At 74.1% G+C, this 23,132-nt stretch carries 1 protein-coding gene and 1 pseudogene; both read left to right on the top strand.

The window, feature by feature from the left end; translation table 11 throughout:
- Nucleotides 1-34: 34 nt before the first annotated feature.
- A pseudogene (locus tag IF11_RS43340) lies at nt 35-205 on the top strand (beta-ketoacyl synthase N-terminal-like domain-containing protein); the annotation flags it as partial.
- Between the two features lie 52 nt (nt 206-257).
- The gene (locus tag IF11_RS37295) at nt 258-23,132 is read left to right on the top strand and encodes a type I polyketide synthase (protein WP_051746472.1); all 22,875 of its coding nucleotides are present in this window, start codon (nt 258-260) and stop codon (nt 23,130-23,132) included.

The raw sequence follows: 23,132 nt of genomic DNA, 5'->3' as shown, positions 1-23,132 counted from the left end.
CGCGGTGGCCGACGATCCGATCGTGGTCGTCGGGATGAGCTGCCGCTATCCGGGCGGGGTGGCCTCGCCGGAGGATCTGTGGCGGCTGGTCACCGAGGGGGCGGACGCCATCTCCGGCTTCCCCACCAACCGTGGCTGGGACGTCGAGTCGCTCTACCACCCGGACCCGGACCACGCCGGTACGGCGTACACCCGCTCGGGCGGATTCCTGCACGAGGCGGGCGAGTTCGACCCGGCGTTCTTCGGGATGTCGCCGCGTGAGGCGCCCGGAGTTCGAGGGCTTCCGGGGCGGCGGCAGCTCGGCGAGCCTGGCGTCCGGCCGGGTCTCGTACACGCTGGGCCTGGAGGGTCCGGCGGTGACGGTCGACACCGCGTGCTCGTCGTCGCTGGTCGCGATGCACTGGGCGATGCAGGCCCTGCGCAGCGGCGAATGCTCGCTGGCGCTGGCCGGCGGTGTGACGGTGATGTCGACCCCGTCGGTGTTCGTGGACTTCGCCCGCCAGCGCGGACTGTCGCCCGACGGCCGTTGCAAGGCGTTCTCCGACTCGGCCGACGGCGTCGGCTGGTCCGAGGGCGTCGGCATGCTGGTCCTCGAACGCCTCTCGGACGCCAAGCGCAACGGCCACGAGATCCTCGCCGTGGTCCGCGGCTCCGCCGTCAACCAGGACGGCGCCTCCAACGGTCTGACCGCCCCCAACGGCCCGTCGCAGCAGCGCGTCATCCGTCAGGCGCTGGCCAGCGGCGGACTCGCGGCCGACGACATCGACGTGGTGGAGGCGCACGGCACCGGCACCACGCTCGGCGACCCGATCGAGGCGCAGGCCCTGCTCGCCGCGTACGGCCGGGACCGCGACCCGGAGCGTCCGCTGCTCCTCGGCTCGGTCAAGTCCAACATCGGTCACACGCAGGCCGCGGCCGGTGTCGCCGGTGTCATCAAGATGATCATGGCGATGCGCCATGGCGTGCTGCCCCGGACGCTGCACGTCGACGCCCCGTCCTCGCATGTGGACTGGTCCGAGGGCGCGGTGGAGCTGCTGACCGAGGAGACCGCCTGGCCCGAGACCGGCCGTCCGCGCCGGGCCGGTGTCTCCTCGTTCGGTATCAGCGGCACCAACGTCCACACCATCATCGAGCAGGCCCCGCGCACCACGGCCCCGGCGCGCACCGCGCCGCGCCGCGAGCCCGGAGCCGTGCCCTGGCTGCTCTCGGGCCGGACCCGGGACGCCCTGCGCGGCCAGGCGGCCCGGCTGCTCTCCTACGTACAGGCGCGGCCCGAACTCGACCTGGTGGACACGGCGTTCTCGCTCGCCACCACCCGTACCCGGTTCGACCAGCGCGCCGCCGTGGTGGCGGGCGACCGTACCGCGCTGCTGCGGTCCCTCACCGCGCTGGCCACCGACCGCCCCGACGCCGGACTGATCGAGGGCGAGGCGGCGCGGCGCGGCAGGACCGCGGTGCTCTTCACCGGACAGGGCAGCCAGCGGCCCGCCATGGGACGCGAACTGTACGAGCGGTTCCCGGCGTTCGCCGAGGCGCTGGACGCGGTGCTCGCCGAGCTGGACCCGCTGCTCGACCGCCCGCTGCGCGAGGTGCTGTTCGCCGACGAGGGCACGGACGGGGCCGCGCTGCTGGACGAGACCGGCTGGACCCAGCCCGCGCTGTTCGCGGTCGAGGTCGCGCTGTTCCGTCTCGTACGGTCCTGGGGCGTCACGCCGGACTTCGTGGCCGGCCACTCGATCGGTGAACTCGCTGCGGCCCATGTCGCGGGTGTGCTCTCGCTCGCGGACGCCTGCGCGCTGGTCGCGGCGCGCGGCCGGCTGATGCAGGCGCTGCCCTCCGGCGGCGCGATGGTCGCCGTGCAGGCGGCCGAGGACGAGGTTCTGCCGCTGCTGGCCGGCCGCGAGGACACCGTCTCGATCGCCGCGGTCAACGGCCCCGACTCGGTCGTCGTCTCCGGGGACGAGGACGCGGTCCTGGAGATCGCCGCGGCGTTCGACGCGCGCGGGCGCAAGACCAAGCGCCTGCGGGTGAGCCATGCCTTCCACTCGCCGCGCATGGCCGGGATGCTCGACGCGTTCCGTACCGTCGCCGAGGGACTCACCTACCACGCGCCGCGCATCGCGCTCGTCTCCAATCTGACCGGCGCCCTGGCCACCGACGAGGTGTGCTCGGCGGAGTACTGGGTCGCGCATGTCCGCGACGCCGTCCGCTTCGCCGACTGCGTACGCACCCTGCGCGACGCCGGAACGACCACCTTCCTGGAAGTGGGCCCCGACGCACCGCTCACCGCCATGGCCCAGGACACCCTGGGCGACACCTACGAAGCCGAACTGATCCCGCTCTGCCGCGCCGACCGCGGTGAGGACGTGGCCGCCACCACCGCGCTGGCCAGGCTCCAGGTACAGGGCGTCACGGTCGACTGGGCGGCCTACTTCGCGGGCAGCGGCGCCCGCCGCGTCGATCTGCCGACCTACGCCTTCCAGCACACGTTCTACTGGCCCGAGCTGCCCGCGGCCTCCGCCGTGGCGGGCACCGACCCGGGGGACCAGCGGCTGTGGGCCGCCGTGGAGCGCGGCGACGCCGACGAGCTGGCCGCCATCCTCGGCCTGGGCGAGCGGGAACACGACTCCCTCGGCTCGCTGCTGCCCGCGCTGACCTCCTGGCGCCGGGGCAAGCAGGAGAAGACCCTGCTGGACTCGCTGCGCTACCGCGTCGAGTGGACCCGTCTCGACAAGCCGGCCGCGCCGGTCCTGGACGGCACCTGGCTGCTCGTCACCAGCGATGTCGAAGGCGCCGATGCGGACGGTGGAGATCTCGCCGAGCAGCTGGCGGGCGCGCTCAGCGCCCACGGCGCACGGGTACGCCGCCTCGTCCTGGACCCCTCGTGCGCCGACCGGCAGACGCTGGCCGCGCGGCTCGAATCCACCAAGTCCACCGGCGAGTTCGACAGCACCGCCCATGTACTCTCCCTGCTCCCGCTGGACGAGCGCCCGAGCGACAGCTACGCGCCGCTCACCCACGGCCTCGCCCTGACGCTCGCGCTCGTCCAGGCACTTGACGACACCGGATCGCGGGGACGGCTGTGGACGGCCACCCGGGGCGCCGTGTCCACCGGCCCCGCCGACCCCGTCACCCACCCCGCCCAGGCCGCCACCTGGGGACTGGGCCGGACCGTGGCCCTGGAGTACCCACGGCTCTGGGGCGGACTGATCGACCTGCCCGGCACACTCGACCAGCAGGCCGCCCAGCGGCTCGCGGGCGTGCTCGCCACGAAGGACGCCCCCGACGGCGAGGACCAGGTGGCGCTGCGCGCCTCCGGAGTCTCCGGCCGCCGGCTGGTCCGGTACACCGTCGACGCGCTGCCCGCCGCCGAGGAGTTCACCGCCCGGGGCACCGTCCTGGTCACCGGCGGCACCGGTGGCCTCGGCGCCGAGGTCGGCCGCTGGCTGGCCCGCTCCGGCGCCGAGAACCTCGTCCTCACGTCCCGCCGCGGCCCGGACGCCCCCGGCGCCGCCGAACTCCGCGCCGAGCTGGAGGAGTTGGGCGCCCGCGTCGAGATCGTCGCCTGCGACGCCGCCGACCGCGACGCGCTCGCCGCCGTACTCGCCGGCATCCCGGCCGAACTGCCGCTGACCGGTGTCGTGCACACCGCGGGCGTCGGCCAGTACGGACCCCTGGCGCAACTGACCCCCGCCGAGTTCGCCGAACTGACCTCCGCGAAGCTGGCGGGCGCCGCCCATCTCGACGCCCTGCTCGGGGACCGCGAACTCGACCTGTTCGTCCTCTTCGGCTCCATCGCCGGAGTCTGGGGCAGCGGCGGCCAGAGCGCCTACGGCGCCGCCAACGCCTATCTCGACGCCCTCGCCGAGCACCGGCGCGCCCGCGGACTGACCGCCACCTCCATCGCCTGGGGCCCCTGGGCCGAAGCCGGCATGGCCACCGACGAGGCGGTCTCCGGCGCCCTGAAGCGCCAGGGACTCGGCTTCCTGGAGCCGGGCCCGGCCATGTCCGAACTGCGCCGCGCCGTCGTCCAGCGGGACATCACCGTCACGGTCGCCGACGTCGACTGGGACCGCTACGCACCGGTCTTCACGTCCGTACGCCCCAGCGCGCTGCTCGCCGGCCTGCCCGAGGTACGGGCGCTCGCCGCCGCCACCGAACAGGAAGGCTCGGGCAGCGCCTCCGAGTTCGTCACGCGCGTACGCGCCCTGGACGGGCCCGAGCAGGACCGGCTCCTCTCCGACCTCGTACGGAGCGAGGCCGCGGCGGTCCTCGGCCACAGCTCCGCCGACGGCGTCCCGGAAGGACGCGCCTTCCGCGACATCGGCTTCGACTCGCTGACCGCCGTCGAACTGCGCAAGCGGCTCTCCGGCGTCACCGGCCTCACGCTGCCCAGCACCATGGTCTTCGACTACCCGACCCCGGTGGAGCTGGCGCGGTATCTGCGGGCCGAGATCCTCGGCTCCGTCCTGGAGGTGGCGGGCCCGGTCGCCACCGGCGCGGCCGACGACGAGCCCATCGCCATCATCGGCATGAGCTGCCGCTTCCCCGGCGGCGCCGACTCCCCGGAACAGCTGTGGGACCTGGTCACCAATGGCGCGGACGCGGTGACGGAATTCCCCGTCAACCGCGGCTGGGACGCCGAGGGCCTTTTCGACCCCGACCCCGACCGGCAGGGCAAGACCTACTCGACGCTCGGCGGATTCCTGCACGAGGCCGACGCGTTCGACCCCACCTTCTTCGGCATCTCCCCGCGCGAGGCGCTGGTGATGGACCCCCAGCAGCGGCTGCTGCTGGAGACCACCTGGGAGACCTTCGAGCGCGCCGGGATCAACCCCAGTGAGGCACGCGGCAGCCTGACCGGCACCTTCATCGGCTCCAGCTACCAGGACTACGGACTCGGCGCGGGCGACGGCGCCGAGGGCCATATGGTCACCGGCAGCAGCCCGAGCGTCCTGTCCGGACGTATCTCGTATGTCTTCGGGCTCGAAGGCCCCGCCGTCACCGTCGACACGGCCTGCTCGTCCTCGCTGGTCGCGCTGCATCTGGCCTGCCAGTCGCTGCGCAACGGCGAGTCCACGCTCGCCGTCGCGGGCGGCGCCACGATCATGACCACGCCCGCCCCCTTCGTCGCGTTCAGCCGACAGCGGGCCCTCGCGCAGGACGGCCGCTGCAAGGCGTTCTCCGACGACGCGGACGGCATGACACTCGCCGAGGGCGTCGGCATCCTGCTGGTCGAGCGGCTCTCCGACGCCCGGCGCAACGGACACCCCGTCCTCGCGGTGATCCGCGGCTCGGCGATCAACCAGGACGGCGCGTCCAACGGACTCACCGCCCCCAACGGCCCCTCGCAGCAGCGCGTGATGCGCCAGGCGCTGGCCAACGCGCGCCTGGCCCCCTCCGACATCGACGCCCTGGAGGCGCACGGAACCGGTACGCCGCTGGGCGACCCGATCGAGGCGCAGGCGCTGCTGGCGACCTACGGCCGGGACCGCGACCCGGAGCGCTCCCTGCTGCTCGGCTCGGTCAAGTCCAACATCGGGCACACCCAGTCCGCCGCCGGTGTCGCCAGCGTCATCAAGATGGTGATGGCGCTGCGCCACGGCGTCCTCCCGAGGACGCTGCACGCCGAGAACCCGTCCTCGCACGTGGACTGGTCCTCCGGCACGGTGCGGCTGCTGCACGAGGCCGTCGAATGGCCCGAGACCGGCCGTCCGCGCCGGGCCGCCGTCTCGTCGTTCGGTATCAGCGGCACCAACGCCCATACGCTGCTGGAGCAGGCGCCCGCCGCCGACGAGCCCGAGGAGGCCGGCCCCGATCTCCCGCCGGTGCCCGTCGCGGGCGGCGTCGTCCCGTGGGCCGTCTCGGCCAGGACCGGCGCCGCGCTGCGCGAGCAGGCGGCCCGGCTGGTCTCGTACGTCGAGAACGCGGACCCCGCGCCGCGCCCGCTCGATCTGGGCTACTCGCTCGTCGCGTCCCGCTCGGTCTTCGAACACCGCGCCGTGGTGGTCCCCACCGAGGACAGCGACCCGCTGGAGGCCCTGCGCGCCGTCGGGGCCGACGGACCGTCGTCCGTGGTGGCCCGGGGTGTGGCCGACGTCGAGGGCAAGACGGTCTTCGTCTTCCCCGGACAGGGCTCGCAGTGGGCCGGAATGGGCGCCCAACTCCTGGAGGAGTCACCGGTCTTCGCCGAGCGGATCGGCGAATGCGCCGCCGCTCTGAGCGAGTTCGTGGACTGGTCCCTCATCGATGTGCTGCGGGAGGCGGAGGGCGCGCCCACGCTGGAGCGCGTCGATGTCGTCCAGCCCGCCTCGTTCGCGGTCATGGTGTCGCTGGCGGCGCTCTGGCGCTCCCGGGGCGTGGAGCCCGCGGCGGTCGTGGGCCACTCGCAGGGCGAGATCGCGGCGGCCGTCGTCTCCGGCGCGCTGTCCCTGCGGGACGGCGCCCGGGTCGTGGCGCTGCGCAGCCAGGCGATCGGCCGCACACTGGCCGGTCATGGCGGAATGATGTCCGTGGCACTGCCCGTGGACCAGCTGGAAAGCAGGCTGGAAGCATGGTCGGGCCGGGTGTCCGTGGCCGCCGTCAACGGGCCGCGTTCGGTGGTCGTCTCGGGTGAGCCCGGCGCGCTGGACGAGCTGTCGGCGGAGCTGACGGCCGAGGAGGTACGGGTCCGGCGGGTCGCGGTGGACTACGCCTCCCACTCCGCGCAGGTGGAGAATCTGCACGACGAACTCCTCGACGTCCTCGCGCCGGTCGGCCCGCGCACCTCCGACGTCCCGTTCTTCTCGACGATGACCGGCGACTGGCTGGACACCGAGGAGATGGACGCGGACTACTGGTTCAGCAACCTGCGCCGGCGGGTCCACTTCGCCGACGCCGTACGCGATCTGCTGGGCGCCGGACACCGCGCCTTCATCGAGGTCAGCTCGCACCCGGTACTGACCATGTCGGTACAGGACATGATCGACGAGACGGCCGAACCGGCCGTCGCCACCGGCACATTGCGCCGCGACCAGGGCAGCGTCTCGCGCTTCCTGCTGTCGGTCGCCGAGGCCTACGTACGCGGCGTCGAGGCCGACTGGGCCGGACTCTTCGCGGGCACGGACGCCCGGCGGGTCGAGCTGCCGACGTACGCCTTCCAGCACGAGAAGCTCTGGGCCATACCGCCCGCCCCCGAGCACGCGGTCGCCGCCGACCCCGTCGACGAGGAGTTCTGGGCGGCGGTGGAGCAGGAGGACCTCTCCGCGCTGACCTCCACCCTGGGCACGGACGAGGAGTCCGTGGCCGCCGTACTGCCCGCGCTGTCGTCGTGGCGCAGGTCCCGCAAGGACCGCAACACCGTCGACTCCTGGCGCTACCGGGTGTCCTGGTCGCCGGTGGGCACCGTCCCGCAGCGATCGCTGACCGGCAGCTGGCTCGTCGTCTCCGCCGAGGGGCACGACACCGGCGAGGTGGCCGACGCGCTCGGCGGCCAGGGCGCCGAGGTGATCCGGCTGGTGCTGGACGAGCCCTGCGTGGACCGCGAGGTCCTCGCCGAACGGCTGGCCGGAGCCGGTGAGTTCGCCGGGGTCGTCTCGACGCTCGCCGCCGCCGAGGAGCCCGGCGAGCTCAACCCCGGGCTGACGCTCGGACTCGCGCTGACCGTCTCGCTGGTCCAGGCGCTGGGCGACGCGGGAATCGAGGCCCCGCTGTGGTTCCTCACCCGGGGCGCGGTCTCCACCGGCCGCTCCGACGAGGTCACCTCCCCCGTCCAGGCACTGGTGTCCGGCGTCGGCTGGACCGCCGCGCTGGAGCACCCGCAGCGCTGGGGCGGCGTCATCGATCTGCCGCAGGCGCTCGACCAGCGGGCGGCCGGACGGCTCGCCTCCGCGCTCTCGGGCGCCCTCGGCGAGGAGGACCAGCTCGCCGTCCGCCCCTCCGGGGTCTTCACCCGCCGCATCGTCCGCGCCGGAGCCGGTGAGCAGGGCGTCTCCCGCGACTGGACGCCGCGCGGCACCACACTCATCACCGGCGGCTCCGGCACGCTCGCCCCGCATCTCGCCCGCTGGCTGGCCGGACAGGGCGCCGAGCACCTGGTGCTGATGAGCCGCCGGGGCATGGACGCCCCGGGCGCCGCCGAACTCGTCGCGGAACTGGCCGCGTCGGGCACCGAAGCCACCGCCGTCGCCTGCGACGTGACCGACCGCGACGCCGTCGCCGCGCTCCTCGCGGACCTGAAGGCCGAGGGCCGTACCGTACGCACGGTCGTCCACACCGCCGCGCTCATCGAGCTGTACTCACTGGCCGAGACCACCATGGACGCCTTCTCCCGCGTCCTGCACGCGAAGGTGACCGGCGCCCAGGTCCTGGACGAACTCCTCGACAACGACGACCTGGACGACCTGATCCTCTACTCGTCCACCGCCGGCATGTGGGGCAGCGGAGCGCACGCCGCCTATGTGGCGGGCAACGCCTATCTCGCCGCGCTCGCCGCCCACCGGCGCGCCCGCGGTCTGCGCGCCACCTCCCTGTCCTGGGGCATCTGGGCCGACGACATCAAGGCCGGCCGCGTCGACCCGAAGATGATCCGCCGCAGCGGTCTGGAGTTCATGGACCCGCAGCTGGCGCTGACCGGACTGAAGCGGGCCCTGGACGACGACGAGACCGTCATCGCGGTCGCCGACGTCGACTGGGAGACGTACTACCCCGTCTACACCTCCAGCCGCCCCACGGCCCTCTTCACCGAGGTCCCCGAGGTCCGCGCGCTCACCGAGGCCGCCGAGCAGACCACCGGCACCGTCGTGGAGGGCGAGTTCACGGCCCGGCTGCGCGCGCTGTCCGCCGCCGAGCAGGAGCGGCTGGTGCTGGAGGTCGTCCGTACCGAAGCCATGGCCGTCCTGGGCCTCTCGTCCCCCGACGCCCTGCCCGACCAGCGCGCCTTCCGTGACGTCGGCTTCGACTCGCTCACCGCCGTCGGACTGCGCAACCGTCTCGCCTCCGTCACCGGGCTGACGCTGCCGACGACCATGGTCTTCGACTATCCGAGCCCCGCCGCGCTCGCCGGATTCCTCCGCTCCGAACTGGCCGGCGCCCAGAGCGCCACCGGTACGGCCGCCGTCGCTGCGTCGCTCTCCGCCGCCGCGGCCGACGACGACCCGATCGCCATCGTCGGAATGAGCTGCCGCTACCCCGGCGGGGTCAGCTCGCCGGAGGAGCTGTGGAAGCTCGTCCTGAACGGTACGGACGCCATCTCCGGCTTCCCCGCCGACCGCGGCTGGGACGCCGAGGGGCTCTACGACCCGGACCCGGACCGCTCCGGCAGGACCTACTCCGTCCAGGGCGGATTCCTGCGGGACGTCGCCGAGTTCGACCCCGGCTTCTTCGGTATCTCGCCGCGTGAGGCCATGTCGATGGACCCGCAGCAGCGCCTGCTGCTGGAGACGGCCTGGGAAGCCTTCGAGCACGCCGGGATCGATATCGTCGCCCAGCGTTCCAGCCTCACCGGCACCTTCATCGGCGCCAGCTACCAGGACTACGCGTCCAGCGTGGCCAACTCCGCCGAGGGCTCCGAGGGCCACATGATCACCGGCACGCTCTCCAGCGTGCTGTCGGGCCGGGTCTCCTACCTCTTCGGCTTCGAGGGACCGGCCGTCACCCTCGACACCGCCTGCTCCTCCTCGCTGGTCGCGCTGCATCTGGCCTGCCAGTCGCTGCGCAACGGCGAGAGCTCCCTCGCGCTCGCCGGCGGCGTCAGCATCATGTCCACCCCCAGCGCCTTCGTCGGCTTCAGCCGGCAGCGGGCGCTCGCGGTCGACGGCCGCTGCAAGGCGTACGCCGAGGCCGCCGACGGCATGACGCTCGCCGAGGGCGTCGGGCTGGTCCTGCTGGAGCGTCTCTCCGACGCCCGGCGCAACGGCCACACCGTGCTCGCGGTCGTACGCGGCTCCGCCGTCAACCAGGACGGCGCGTCCAACGGGCTCACCGCCCCCAACGGCCCCTCGCAGCAGCGGGTCATCCGCCAGGCCCTGGCCAACGCCGGACTCGAATCCCGCGAGGTCGATGTCATCGAGGGCCACGGCACCGGCACCGCGCTGGGCGACCCCATCGAGGCACAGGCACTGCTCACCACCTACGGACAGGACCGGGACGCCGAACGGCCCCTGCTCCTCGGCTCGGTGAAGAGCAACATCGGCCACACGCAGATGGCCTCCGGCGTCGCCAGCGTCATCAAGATGGTGCACGCACTCCAGCAGGGCATCGTCCCGAAGACCCTGCACATCGACACCCCGTCCTCGCATGTCGACTGGTCCTCCGGCGCCATCGGTCTGCTGACCGAGCAGACCGACTGGCCCGAGACCGGCCGCCCGCGCCGCGGCGCCGTCTCTTCCTTCGGACTCAGCGGCACCAACGTGCACACCATCCTCGAACAGGCCCCCGACGAGGAGCCCGCCGGGGACCCGGCCCCCGACAGCGAGCCCCGCCCCGGCAACCTGCCGCTGGTGGTCTCCGCCAGGAGCGAGGCCGCGCTGCGCGCCCAGGCGGGACGGCTGCTCTCGCTGGTGGAGGAGCGCCCGGACGCGCGCCTCACCGACCTCGCCTTCTCCCTGGCCACCTCCCGGGCCGGCCTGGAGCGCCGCGCCGCCGTGGTGGCGGGGGAGCGCGACGAACTGCTGCGGGGCCTGCTGGCCCTGCGTGACGGACTGCCGGGCCCCGGCGTCATCCAGGGCGGTACGGGCCGCGGCCGTACGGCGTTCCTCTTCACCGGCCAGGGCAGCCAGCGCCCCGGCATGGGCCGCGAACTGTACGAGCGGTTCCCCGTCTTCGCCGACGCGCTCGACGCCGTACTGGCACGGGTCGACGGAGCGCTGGACCGGCCGCTGCGCGAGATCCTGTTCTCCGCCGAGGGCTCGGCGGAGGCGGCCCTGCTCGACCGGACCGAGTACGCGCAGCCCGCGCTGTTCGCCATCGAGGTGGCGCTGTTCCGGCTGGCCACGTCCTGGGGCATCACCCCGGACTATCTCGCCGGGCACTCCATCGGTGAGCTCGCCGCCGCGCATGTCGCCGGGGTGTTCTCCCTGGAGGACGCGTGCGCCCTGGTGGTGGCGCGCGGCCGGCTGATGCAGGCGCTGCCCGAGGGCGGCGCGATGATCTCGCTCCAGGCCGCCGAGGACGAGGTCCTGCCGCTGCTGGCCGGACGCGAGGACGAGGTGTCCATCGCCGCCGTCAACGGCCCGGCGTCGCTCGTCATCGCGGGCGCCGAGGAGGCCGTCCTCGACATCGCCGCGACGATCGGGGCCGACGGGCGCAAGACCAAGCGGCTGCGGGTGAGCCATGCCTTCCACTCGCCGCTCATGGACGCCATGCTCGACGACTTCGCCCGGGTCGCGCGGGGCATCACGTACCACCCGCCGGTGATCCCCCTCGTCTCCAACGTCACCGGTTCGCTCGCCACCGACGACCAGGTGAGCACCCCGGAGTACTGGGTCCGGCATGTGCGCGGGGCCGTCCGGTTCGCCGACGGGATCAACTGGCTCTCGGCACAGGGCGGGGTCCGCACCTTCCTGGAGACCGGCCCCGACGGCGTGCTCTGCGGCATGGCCAGGGAGAGCCTCACCGACGCGCCGCGCACCGGACTGCTGCCGCTGCTGCGGGCCGGCCGGCCCGAGGAGCAGGCGGTCGTCACCGCACTCGCCGGCGCGCACGCCCACGGCGTGGACGTCGACTGGGCGGCGTACTTCGCGGACACCGGCGCACGCCGGATCGAACTGCCGACCTACGCCTTCCAGCGCGAGCGGTACTGGCCCGACACGCTCGCCGTCACGAGCCCGCCGGAGAGCGCGGGCAGCGCGGCGGACGCCGAGTTCTGGTCGGCCGTGGAGCGCGACGACATCAGCACGCTCGCCGCCTCACTGGGCCTCGACGACGCGACCGTCACCGCGATGGTCCCGGCGCTCACCGCCTGGCGCCGCCGCCGCGACGAGCGGTCCGAGGTGGACGCCTGGCGCTACCGGGTCACCTGGAAGCCGCAGACCGGATCCACCGCGCCGACCGCGCTGACCGGCCGCTGGCTCGTCCTCGCGCCGTCCCGTAAGGAGGACGCCGAGTGGTCCGCCGAGGTCGTCCGCGCCCTCGCCACCGAGACCGTCACCTGCGAGGTCACCGGCGCCGACCGGACCGCGCTCGCCGCACGACTGGCCGAACTCCACGCCGGACAAGGGGAGTTCGCCGGAGTCCTGTCACTGCTCGGCCTCGCGGGCTGCGAGAGCGTCCCGCGCACCGGCGTACCGGACTCCCTCCTCCTGACCGCCGTCGCCGTACAGGCGCTGGGCGACGCCGGGATCGGCGCGCCCCTGTGGACCGTCACGCGCGGCGCGGTCTCCGTGGGCCGCTCCGAGCCGGTGGTCGGACTCGACCAGGCCGCCGTCTGGGGCCTCGGCCGCGTCATCGCGCTCGAACAGCCCGACCGCTGGGGCGGCTGCGTCGATCTGCCCGAGCAGCTCGACACCCACGCCGCCCGCAGGCTGCGTGGTGTCCTGGCCGGGACCGGCGGCGAGCACGAGGTGGCCGTACGCGCCTCCGGCGTCTTCGTACGCCGGCTCGCCCACAGCCCCGCCGCACAGAGCGACGGGCAGCCCTTCGACCCGTCCGGCACCATCCTGATCACCGGCGGCACGGGCGGCCTCGGCGGACATGTCGCCCGCGGGCTGGCCCGCGCGGGCGCCGAACATCTGCTGCTCGTCAGCCGGCGCGGCGCGGACGCCCCCGGCGCGGACGCCCTGCGCACCGAACTGACCGGACTCGGCGCCCGGGTCACCATCACGGCCTGCGATGTCGCGGACCGCGAGGCGCTGGCCGCCCTGCTCGGTACCGTCCCCGAGGACACCCCGCTCAGCGCGGTCATCCACACGGCCGGTGTCGTGGAGGACAGCGTGGTGGACGCGCTGACCCAGGAGAGCTTCAGGACCGTCCTGGACGCGAAGGTCGCCTCCGCCCGCAATCTGCACGAGCTGACCGCCCAGCTGCCGCTGTCCGCGTTCGTCCTCTTCTCCTCCACGGCGGGCGTCTTCGGCGCCGCCGGACAGGGCAACTACGCCGCCGCCAACGCCTATCTGGACGCCCTCGCCGAATACCGCCGGGCACACGGACAGACCGCGCTCTCCGTCGCCTGGGGCCCCTGGGCCGGATCCGGCATGGTCGCCGACGCGGCCGAGATCGAGACCCGCGTACGGCGCGGCGGATTCGAACCGCTCGCGCCGGAACCCGCCGTCCGCGCCCTGCTCCGGGCGATCGAGCAGGACGACACCGCCCTCGCGCTCGCCGACATCGACTGGACCCGCTTCCTCCGCGCCTTCGCGGCGACCCGCCCCCTGCCGCTCGTCGGCGACCTGCCCGAGGTACGGCAGTCCGCCACCGCCCCGGCCGGCGCCACCGGCGGGGAGCCGGAGCTGCGGCAGCGGCTCGCGGAACTCCCCGAGGCCGAGCGCGGCGGATACGTACTGGACCTGCTGCGCGGCCAGGTGGCCGCCGTGCTCGGCCACTCCGACGCCGGTGCCATCGAGGACGACCGGGCCTTCCGTGACCTCGGCTTCGACTCGCTGACCACACTCGAACTGCGCAACGGGCTCGCCGCCGCCACCGGGCTCAGCCTCCCCGTCTCCCTCGTCTACGACCAGCCGACGCCGCGCGAGATGGCCGACTTCCTGCTCGCCGAACTCCTCGGCTCGCTGCCCGGCCCGGCCGCCGCCACGCCGGTGGCCGCGGGACGCCCGCTCGACGACGACCCGATCGCCGTCGTCGGCATCAGCTGCCGCTTCCCCGGCGGGGTCTCCTCGCCCGAGGAGCTGTGGCGGCTGCTCGACGAGGGCAGGGACGGCATCACCCGCTTCCCGGACGACCGCGGCTGGGACATCGAGGCCCTCGGCGCGGGCGCCTCCGACACCCTCGAAGGCGGATTCCTCACCGGGGTCGCCGACTTCGACGCCCGCTTCTTCGGCATCTCGCCGCGCGAGGCACTGGCGATGGACCCGCAGCAGCGCCTGCTGCTCGAAGCGACCTGGGAGGCGCTGGAGCGGGCCGGGATCGACCCGTCCGGTCTGCGCGGCTCCACCACCGGCGTCTTCGTCGGCACGAACGGCCAGGACTACCCCAACCTGCTGCGCCGGTCCGTCTCCGACGTCCAGGGGTATGTGGCCACCGGCAACACCGCCAGCGTCATGTCCGGCCGGCTCTCCTACGCCCTCGGACTGGAGGGCCCGGCGGTCACCATCGACACCGCCTGCTCCTCCTCGCTGGTCGCGCTGCACTGGGCCGGCAAGGCACTGAGCGCCGGCGAATGCTCGCTGGTGATCGCGGGCGGCGTCTCCGTGATGTCGAGCCCCGACTCCTTCGTCGAGTTCTCCACCCAGGGCGGACTCGCCCCCGACGGCCGCTGCAAGGCGTTCTCCGACTCCGCCGACGGCACCGCCTGGTCCGAAGGCGTCGGCATCCTGGTCCTGGAACGGCTCTCCGACGCCGTACGCAACGGACACGAGGTCCGCGGCATCATCCGCTCCACCGCCGTCAACCAGGACGGCGCCTCCAACGGCCTGACCGCCCCCAACGGCCCCTCGCAGCAGCGGGTCATCCGGCAGGCGCTCGCCGACGCCGGACTGACCGCCGCCGACATCGACGCCGTCGAGGCCCATGGCACCGGCACCACCCTGGGCGACCCCATCGAGGCCCAGGCCCTGCTGACCACCTACGGCCGGGACCGGGAGCGCCCGCTACTCCTCGGCACCGTCAAGTCCAACATCGGCCACACCCAGGCCGCCGCAGGCGTCGCGGGCGTCATCAAGATGCTGCTGGCGATGCGGCACGGCACCCTGCCCAAGTCCCTGCACATCGGCACCCCCTCGGCGCATGTGGACTGGACGGCCGGCGACGTACGGCTGCTCACCGAGCCGGAGGCATGGCCGGAGACCGGCCGCCCGCGCCGCGCCGGAGTCTCGGCGTTCGGTGTCAGCGGTACGAACGCGCATGTCATCGTCGAGCAGGCCCCGGCCGTCGAAGCGCCGCAGGCGCGGACCGCCGAGCCCGTCGCCACCCCGGCCGTCGTGCCATGGATCGTCTCCGGCAGGACCCGCGAGGCGCTGCAGGCCCAGATCGACCGGGTCACCTCCTTCGCCGCGCCGCACACCGGTCTGTCCCCGCTGGACATCGGCCGCTCGCTCGCCACGGACCGTACGGTCTTCGCGCACCGCGCGGTGCTGCTGGCCGGCCCCGACGGCGTACGGGAGAGCGCGCGCGGCGTAGCGAGCCGCGCCCCCGGCAAGTCCGCGTTCCTCTTCTCCGGCCAGGGCAGCCAGCGCGGCGCCATGGGCAGCGAGCTGTACGAGCGGTTCCCCGTCTTCGCCGAAGCCCTGGACGCGGTCCTCGCCCATCTGGACACCGAGCTCGAATTCCCGCTCAGGGAAGTGCTGTTCGCCGCCCCGGGCACCTTCGAGTCGGAGCTGCTGGACGAGACGGGATGGACCCAGCCCGCGCTGTTCGCGATCGAGGTGGCGCTGTTCCGGCTCGCCGAATCCTGGGGCCTCACCCCGGACTTCGTGGCCGGTCACTCCATCGGTGAGATCGCCGCCGCGCATGTGGCGGGGGTGTTCTCGCTGGCGGACGCCTGCCGGCTGGTCGCGGCCCGCGCCACGCTCATGCAGGCGCTCCCGCAGGGCGGCGCGATGGTCGCCCTCCAGGCCACTGAGGACGAAGTCGCCCCGCTGCTGGACGGCGATGTCTCCATCGCGGCCGTCAACGGCCCGCGCGCGCTGGTCATCGCCGGCACGGAGGACGCCGTCCTGGAGGTCGCCGAGCTGTTCGCCTCCGAGGGCAGGCGCACCAGGCGGCTGCGGGTCTCGCACGCCTTCCACTCGCCGCTGATGGACCCGATGCTGGCGGACTTCGCCCGGGTCACCGAGTCGCTCACCTACGAGGAGCCCCGGATCCCGGTGGTCTCCAATCTGACCGGCGCTCTGGCGACGGCGGACGAACTGCGCTCGCCCGCCTACTGGGTGCGGCATGTACGCGAGGCCGTGCGGTTCGCCGACGGCGTGCGCACCCTGCGCGAGGCCGGGGTCGGCACGTTCGTGGAGCTGGGCCCCGACGGGGTGCTCGCCGCGATGGCCCAGCAGAGCCTGGACGGCGTCGAGCCCGCGCCCGCGGTGGTGCCCCTCCTGCGCAAGGACCAGGGCGAGGAGACGGCCGTGGTCGCCGCGCTGGCCGCGCTGCACACGCATGGCACGGGACCGCGCTGGGCCGCCTTCTTCGAGGGCCTGGGCGCGCGCCGGGTGGAACTGCCGACGTACGCCTTCCAGCGCGAGCGGTACTGGCCCGAGCCCGCCGCGCTTGCCGCTGCCGGTGCCCCCGACCCGGTGGATGCCGAGTTCTGGTCGGCGGTGGAGCGCGAGGACCTGGAGGCGCTGGCCGCCTCGCTGGACCTGGACGGCGACACCGTCACCACGATGGTGCCCGCGCTCTCCGCCTGGCGCCGCCGCCGGGGCGAGCAGTCCGCCGGTGCCAACTGGCGCTACCACGAGACCTGGACACCGCTCGCGGCCCCGGCCGTGACCGCGCCGTCCGGCGACTGGCTGGTGATCGTGCCGTCCGGCGCCGACTCGCCGTGGCTGACCGCCGCCGTCGAGGCGCTGCGTACGGGCACGGCCCGGCTGGACACGATCACGGCTGACCCCGCCGACCTCGCCGGGCTGGCGGAACTCCTGGCCACGGCGCGCGCGGACCGGGACGGAGCCGGCTACACCGGCGTCGTCTCCCTGCTCGCCGCGGGAGCCACCGGAGCCACCGGAGCCACCGGAGTCCTGGGCGCCACGGATCTGCCGGCGGACGCGGCCTGGCCCGACGCGCTGGTGAGCGCGCTGGACGAGGCGGGGATCGACGCGCCGCTGTGGTGCGTCACCCGCGGCGCCGTCTCCACGGCCCCCTCCGAGCCGCCGCTCAGCGCCGGACAGGCCGCCGTATGGGGCCGGGGCCGGGTCACCGCGCTGGAGCACCCCGACCGCTGGGGCGGCCTGATCGACCTCCCGGAGACGATCGACGACCGCACGGGCGCCGCCTTCGCGGCGGTACTGACGAACCGTCAAGAACACGACGGCGAGGACCAGATCGCGGTCCGCACCGACGGAACCCTCGGACGCAGGCTGGTCCGTACGACCGCCACACCCGCCAACCCCTCCGGCGCCTCCTGGCGCCCCACCGGCACCGTGCTCATCACCGGCGGTACGGGAACGATGGGCGGCCGGGCCGCCCGCCGGCTGGCCCGCGAGGGCGCCAGGCATCTCGTCCTGACCGGCCGTCACGCGTCCGGCCTCGCCGGGTCCGACGCGCTCGAAGCCGAACTGAAGCGGCTCGGCGCCACCGTCACCTTCGCTGTCTGCGACCTCTCCGACCACGACGCGCTGACCGCGCTGCTCACCGCACTCCCCGAGGACGCGCCGCTGACCGCGGTGATCCACGCGGAGGAGGCCACCGGCACGGCCGGCTCCGGATCCGAGGGCCTCGCCGCCGCGCTGGCCGGAGTCGTACAGCTCGACACCGTCCTCGGAGACCAGCCGCTCGACGCGTTCGTCGTCTTCGGCACGATCGCCGGAGTCTGGGGCGTCCGGGGCCAGGGAGACGAGGCCGCGCTCGGCGCGTACCTCGACGCCTTCGCCCGGCAGCGCCGCGCCCGGGGAGCCACCGCGCTCGCCGTCTCCTGGAGTGCCTGGTCGGACGTGGTCGACACGGGTATGGCCGCGCATCTGCGGATGAACGGACTGCCCGTACTGGACGCCGACGCGGCGCTCGCCGCGCTCGGCAGGGCCGTCGCCGACGGCGAGCCCGCCGTGACCGTGGCCGATGTGCGCTGGGAGACCTTCGCACCGGCCTTCACCGAGGCCCGCCGCAGCGCCCTGCTGGCCGACCTGCCCGAAGCCCGCAAGGCCATCGACACGGCCGAACGCGACCGCGGCGACGAGCGGTCGGCGGCCGGCGCCTACCGGCAGCGGCTGCTGGAACTGCCCGAGGCGGAGCGCGCGGACGCCCTCCTCACCCTGGTCACCGACAAGGTCGCCGTGGTCCTCGGACACCCGGACACCACGGTGGTCGAATCCGATCTGCCCTTCCGCGACCTCGGCTTCGACTCGCTGACCGCCGTCGATCTGCGTAACCAGCTCACGGCCAGTACCGGTGTCACCCTGCCCGCCACCCTGGTCTTCGACCACCCGACCCCGGCCGAGCTCGCCGGTCATCTGCGCGGTCTGCTGCTCGGCGAACTGCCGGACGCCGCGGCCCCCGTAGTGGCCTCGGCGCAGACCGGTGACGACCCCGTCGTCATCGTCGGCATGGCCTGCCGCTACCCGGGAGGCGTCGGCTCGCCCGAGGACCTGTGGCAGCTCGTCATGGACGAGACCGACGCCGTGGGGGAGTTCCCCACCGACCGCGGCTGGGACCTCGACACCCTGCTCGGCGGCCCGCCCGAGGGCGGACGCGGACGCAGCACCACCGGGAACGGCGGCTTCCTGTACGACGCGGCCGACTTCGACCCCGGAGTCTTCGGCATCTCGCCGCGCGAGGCCATCGTGATGGACCCGCAGCAGCGCATCGTGCTCGAAGCGGCCTGGGAGGCGCTGGAGCGGGCGGGCATCGACGCGGCGACCCTGCGGGGCAGCACCACCGGCGTCTACGTCGGCGGCGGCAGCGGCGACTACCGGCCGCCGGCCGAGGCGGGCCAGTGGGAGACGGCCCAGTCGGCGAGCCTCCTGTCCGGCCGGCTCGCGTACTCCTTCGGTCTCCAGGGACCCACGGTCTCCGTCGACACCGCCTGCTCCTCGTCGCTGGTCGCGCTGCATCTGGCGGCCCAGGCGCTGCGCTCGGGCGAGTGCTCGATCGCGCTGGCCGGCGGAGTGACCGTGATGGCCACCCCGGCGGGCTTCGTCGAATTCAGCGCCCAGGGCGCGCTGTCGCCCGACGGCCGCTGCAAGGCGTTCTCCGAGGACGCCGACGGCACCGGCTGGTCCGAGGGCGTGGGCATGCTCGTCGTCGAGCGGCTCTCCGACGCCCGGCGTAACGGCCACCACGTCCTGGCGGTCCTGCGCGGCTCCGCCATCAACCAGGACGGCGCCTCCAACGGACTGACCGCGCCCAGCGGACCCGCCCAGCAGAGGGTGATCCGGCAGGCGCTCGCCAACTCCGCCCTGACGGCCGCCGAGGTGGACGCCATCGAGGCCCACGGCACCGGCACCAAGCTCGGTGACCCGATCGAGGCGCAGGCGCTGCTGGCCACCTACGGCCAGGACCGCGACCCGGAGCGCCCGGTGCTGCTCGGCTCGCTGAAGTCCAACATCGGTCACACCCAGGCCGCCTCCGGCGTCGCGGGCGTGATCAAGATGGTGATGGCGATGCGGCACGGCACGCTGCCGAGGTCGCTCTACACCGAGACCCCGACCTCGCACGTGGACTGGACGGCCGGCGCCGCCCGGTTGCTCACCGAACCGGTCGCCTGGCCCGAGTCGGGCCGCCCGCGCCGCGCCGGAGTCTCCTCGTTCGGTGCCAGCGGTACGAACGCCCACGTCATCCTGGAGCAGGCGCCCGCCGGGGCCGCCCCGGCACCCACCGCACCCGAAGCGCCCGTTCGCGAGGCGGAGACGCTGCCGGTCCTGCTCTCCGGCAAGTCCGAGAACGCGCTGCGGGCCCAGGCCCGCAGGCTGCTCGCCCAGCTGACGGCGCGGCCCGGCACCCCGCTGACCGACCTGGCGTTCTCGCTCGCGACGACCCGCGCGGTCTTCGAGCACCGGGCCGCCCTGACGGTCACCGGCCGGGACGGTCTGCTCGCGGGACTCGCCGCCCTCGCCGAGGGCGGTACCGCCTCGGATCTGGTCGAGCACCATGTGGAGCGGGTCGGAAAGCGCGCGTTCCTCTTCTCCGGACAGGGTTCGCAGCGGATCGGCATGGGCCGGGAACTGTACGAGGCCTTCCCGGTGTTCGCGGAGGCGCTCGATTCCGTACTGACCGCGCTGGACGCCCAGTTGGGCCGTTCACTGCGTGAGGTGATGTGGGGCGAGGACGCCGAGGCGCTGAACGAGACGGGCTTCACCCAGCCCGCGCTGTTCGCCATCGAGGTGGCGCTCTTCCGGCTGGTGGAGTCCTGGGACCTGAGGCCGGACTTCGTGGCCGGTCATTCGATCGGTGAGATCGCCGCGGCGCATGTGGCGGGCGTGTTCTCGCTGGAGGACGCGGCCCGGCTGGTCGTCGCGCGGGCCCGGCTGATGCAGGCCCTGCCGTCCGGTGGTGCGATGGTCGCCGTCCAGGCCACCGAGGAGGAGGTCCTGCCTCTGCTGTCGGAGCGGGTCTCCGTCGCGGCGGTCAACGGCCCGACGTCGCTGGTGATCTCCGGTGACGAGGACACGGTCCTGGAGGCCGCGGCCCAACTGGAGGCCCAGGGCCGCAAGACGAACCGGCTGCGCGTCTCGCACGCCTTCCACTCGCCGCTGATGGACCCGATGCTGGACGAGTTCCGCACCGTCGTCGCCGGACTGTCGCTTCAGGCGCCCCGGATCCCGGTGGTGTCCAACCTGACCGGCGCCCAGGCCACGGCCGACGAACTGCGCTCGCCGGAGTACTGGGTGCGCCACGTCCGCGAGGCCGTCCGCTTCGCCGACGGCGTGCGGACGATGGCGGAGCGCGGTGTGACCACGTTCCTGGAGCTGGGCCCGGACGGGATCCTCTCCGCGCTGGCCCAGGAGACGGCGCCGCGCGGCGCCGTGGCCGTACCGGTCCTGCGCAAGGGCCGCGGCGAGGAGACCACGCTGGTCACCGCGTTCGCGCGGCTGCATGTCCACGGGGTGAGCCCGCGGTGGTCCGCGTTCTTCGCGGGCACCGGGGCCCAGTGGCTGGACCTGCCCACCTACGCCTTCCAGCACGGCCGGTTCTGGCCGGACGTCATGCCCGGCGCCACCGCCACCGCCACCGGCGCTGCGGCGCAGGAGACGGAGGCCACGGACCGCGCGTTCTGGGACGCCGTGGAACAGGAGGACTTCGCCTCGCTGGAGTCCGCCCTGGACGTCGAGGGTGACGCCCTGTCGAAGGTGCTGCCCGCGCTGCTGGACTGGCGCAAGCAGCGCAACGACGAATCGGTCGTGGAAGGCTGGCGCCACCGGATCGTCTGGAAGGCACTGGCCGGCGCGTCCCTCGCCCACCGCAAGCCGCTCACGGGCACCTGGCTCGCGGTGGTCCCCGCCGAACTGACCGAGGACCCCTGGGTGTCCGACGCGCTCGACGCGCTCGGCGCCAAGGCCGTACGGCTCGCCGTGGCCGGCCCCGACCGGGCCGGACTGGCCGGGGAACTGCGCGACCTCGCCGCGAGCGCGCACGCCGAGGACGGCACGCGCTTCGCCGGTGTCGTCTCGCTCCTGGCGCTGCGCGAGACCCTCGCGGGCAGCGTGCCCGAGGGGGCAGCCCTTACCGCCGTACTGCTCCAGGCACTCGGCGACGCCGGGATCGACGCGCCGCTGTGGTGCGCCACCCGGGGCGCCGTGTCCGTGAACCGCGCGGACGGCGCGCACCGCCCGCTCCAGGCCGCCGTATGGGGTCTCGGCCGGGTCGCCGCGCTGGAGTACCCGGAGCGCTGGGGCGGTCTCATCGACCTCCCCGAGACGCTGGACGAGCGGGCAGCCGCGGGCTTCGCGGGAGTGCTGGCGGGCCTCGACGGGGAGGACCAGGTGGCGGTACGCACCTCCGCGGTCCTCGCCCGGCGCCTGGTACGGGCGCCCGGCAAGCGGTCCGCCCGCGCCTGGGACCCGGACGGCACCGTCCTGATCACCGGCGGCACCGGCGCCCTCGGCGCGCATGTCGCCCGCCGGCTCGCCAAGGACGGCGCCCAGCATCTGGTGCTGCTCAGCCGAAGCGGCCCCGGGGCACCCGGCGCCGACGCCCTGCGCGCCGAACTCGACGCCCTCGGCACGGCCGTCACCCTCGCGGCCTGCGATGTCGCCGACCGCGCCCAACTGGCGGCCGTGCTCGCGGACATCCCGGCGGAGCACCCGCTCACCGGCGTGGTCCACGCGGCCGGAGTCCTGGACGACGGAGTACTCGACCGGCTCACCCCGGAGCGGTTCGAGGCGGTCTTCCGCGCGAAGGTCACCTCGGCCCTCCTGCTCGACGAACTGACCCGTGAGCTGGACCTCGCGGCGTTCGTGCTCTTCTCCTCCGCCTCCGCGTCCGTGGGCAACCTCGGCCAGGCCAACTACGCCGCCGCCAACGCGGTCCTGGACGCCCTGGCCGAACGGCGCAGGGCACAGGACCTGCCGGCGACCTCCATCGCCTGGGGCGCCTGGGGCGGCGGCGGAATGGCCGGCGGCGCCGGGGCCGACGAGGCCGCCAAGCGCGCCGGAATCGGCGCCATGGACCCGGAGCTGGCCTGCGAGGCACTGCTCCGGCTGGTCATGGAGCCCGAGCCGACCGCGGTCGTCGCCGAAGTCGCCGTGGACCGCTTCGTCGGAGCCTTCGGCGCGGCCAGGCCGAGCGCCCTGCTCCGCGAACTCCCCGGCTACGACGAGATGGTGGCCGCCACGGCGGCGGCGCCCAGGAGCGGCGCGGCCGAGGGCGGTCTGCGGGACCGGCTCGCGGGCCTGCCGGCGAACCGGCGGCTCGAAACGGTCGTGGACCTCGTCCGTACCCGGGCCGCGCAGGTGCTCGGCTACCCGGACACGGACGCCGTCGGCGCCGAACGGTCCTTCCGGGACCTCGGGGTGGACTCGCTCGGAGCCGTCGAGCTGCGCAACCAGCTCAACACGGCCACCGGCCTGAGCCTCTCCGCGACGCTCGTCTTCGACCACCCGACGCCCACGGCCCTCGCCGAGCACGTGCTCGGCGAGCTGATCCCCGACGAGGGGGACGGAGCCGGGGCGGATGGCGAGGAAGCGGAGATCCGGGCCCTGCTGGCGTCCGTACCGCTCGCGCGGCTGCGGGACATCGGCGTGCTGGAACCGCTGCTCCAACTGGCGGGACGGGGCGATACGTCCCCGGCGCAAGACGACGAACCCTTCAATACCGGCAACACCGACGAGTCCATCGACTCGATGGCAGTGGCAGACCTGGTGCGGGCCGCGCTCAACGGCCAGTCCGACCTGTAG

The organism is Streptomyces scopuliridis RB72, assembly GCF_000718095.1.
GTDB classification, from domain to species: Bacteria; Actinomycetota; Actinomycetes; order Streptomycetales; family Streptomycetaceae; genus Streptomyces; species Streptomyces scopuliridis.
The sequence above is the reverse complement of the archived record's forward strand: the minus strand, read 5'-3'. Positions and strand labels throughout refer to the sequence as shown.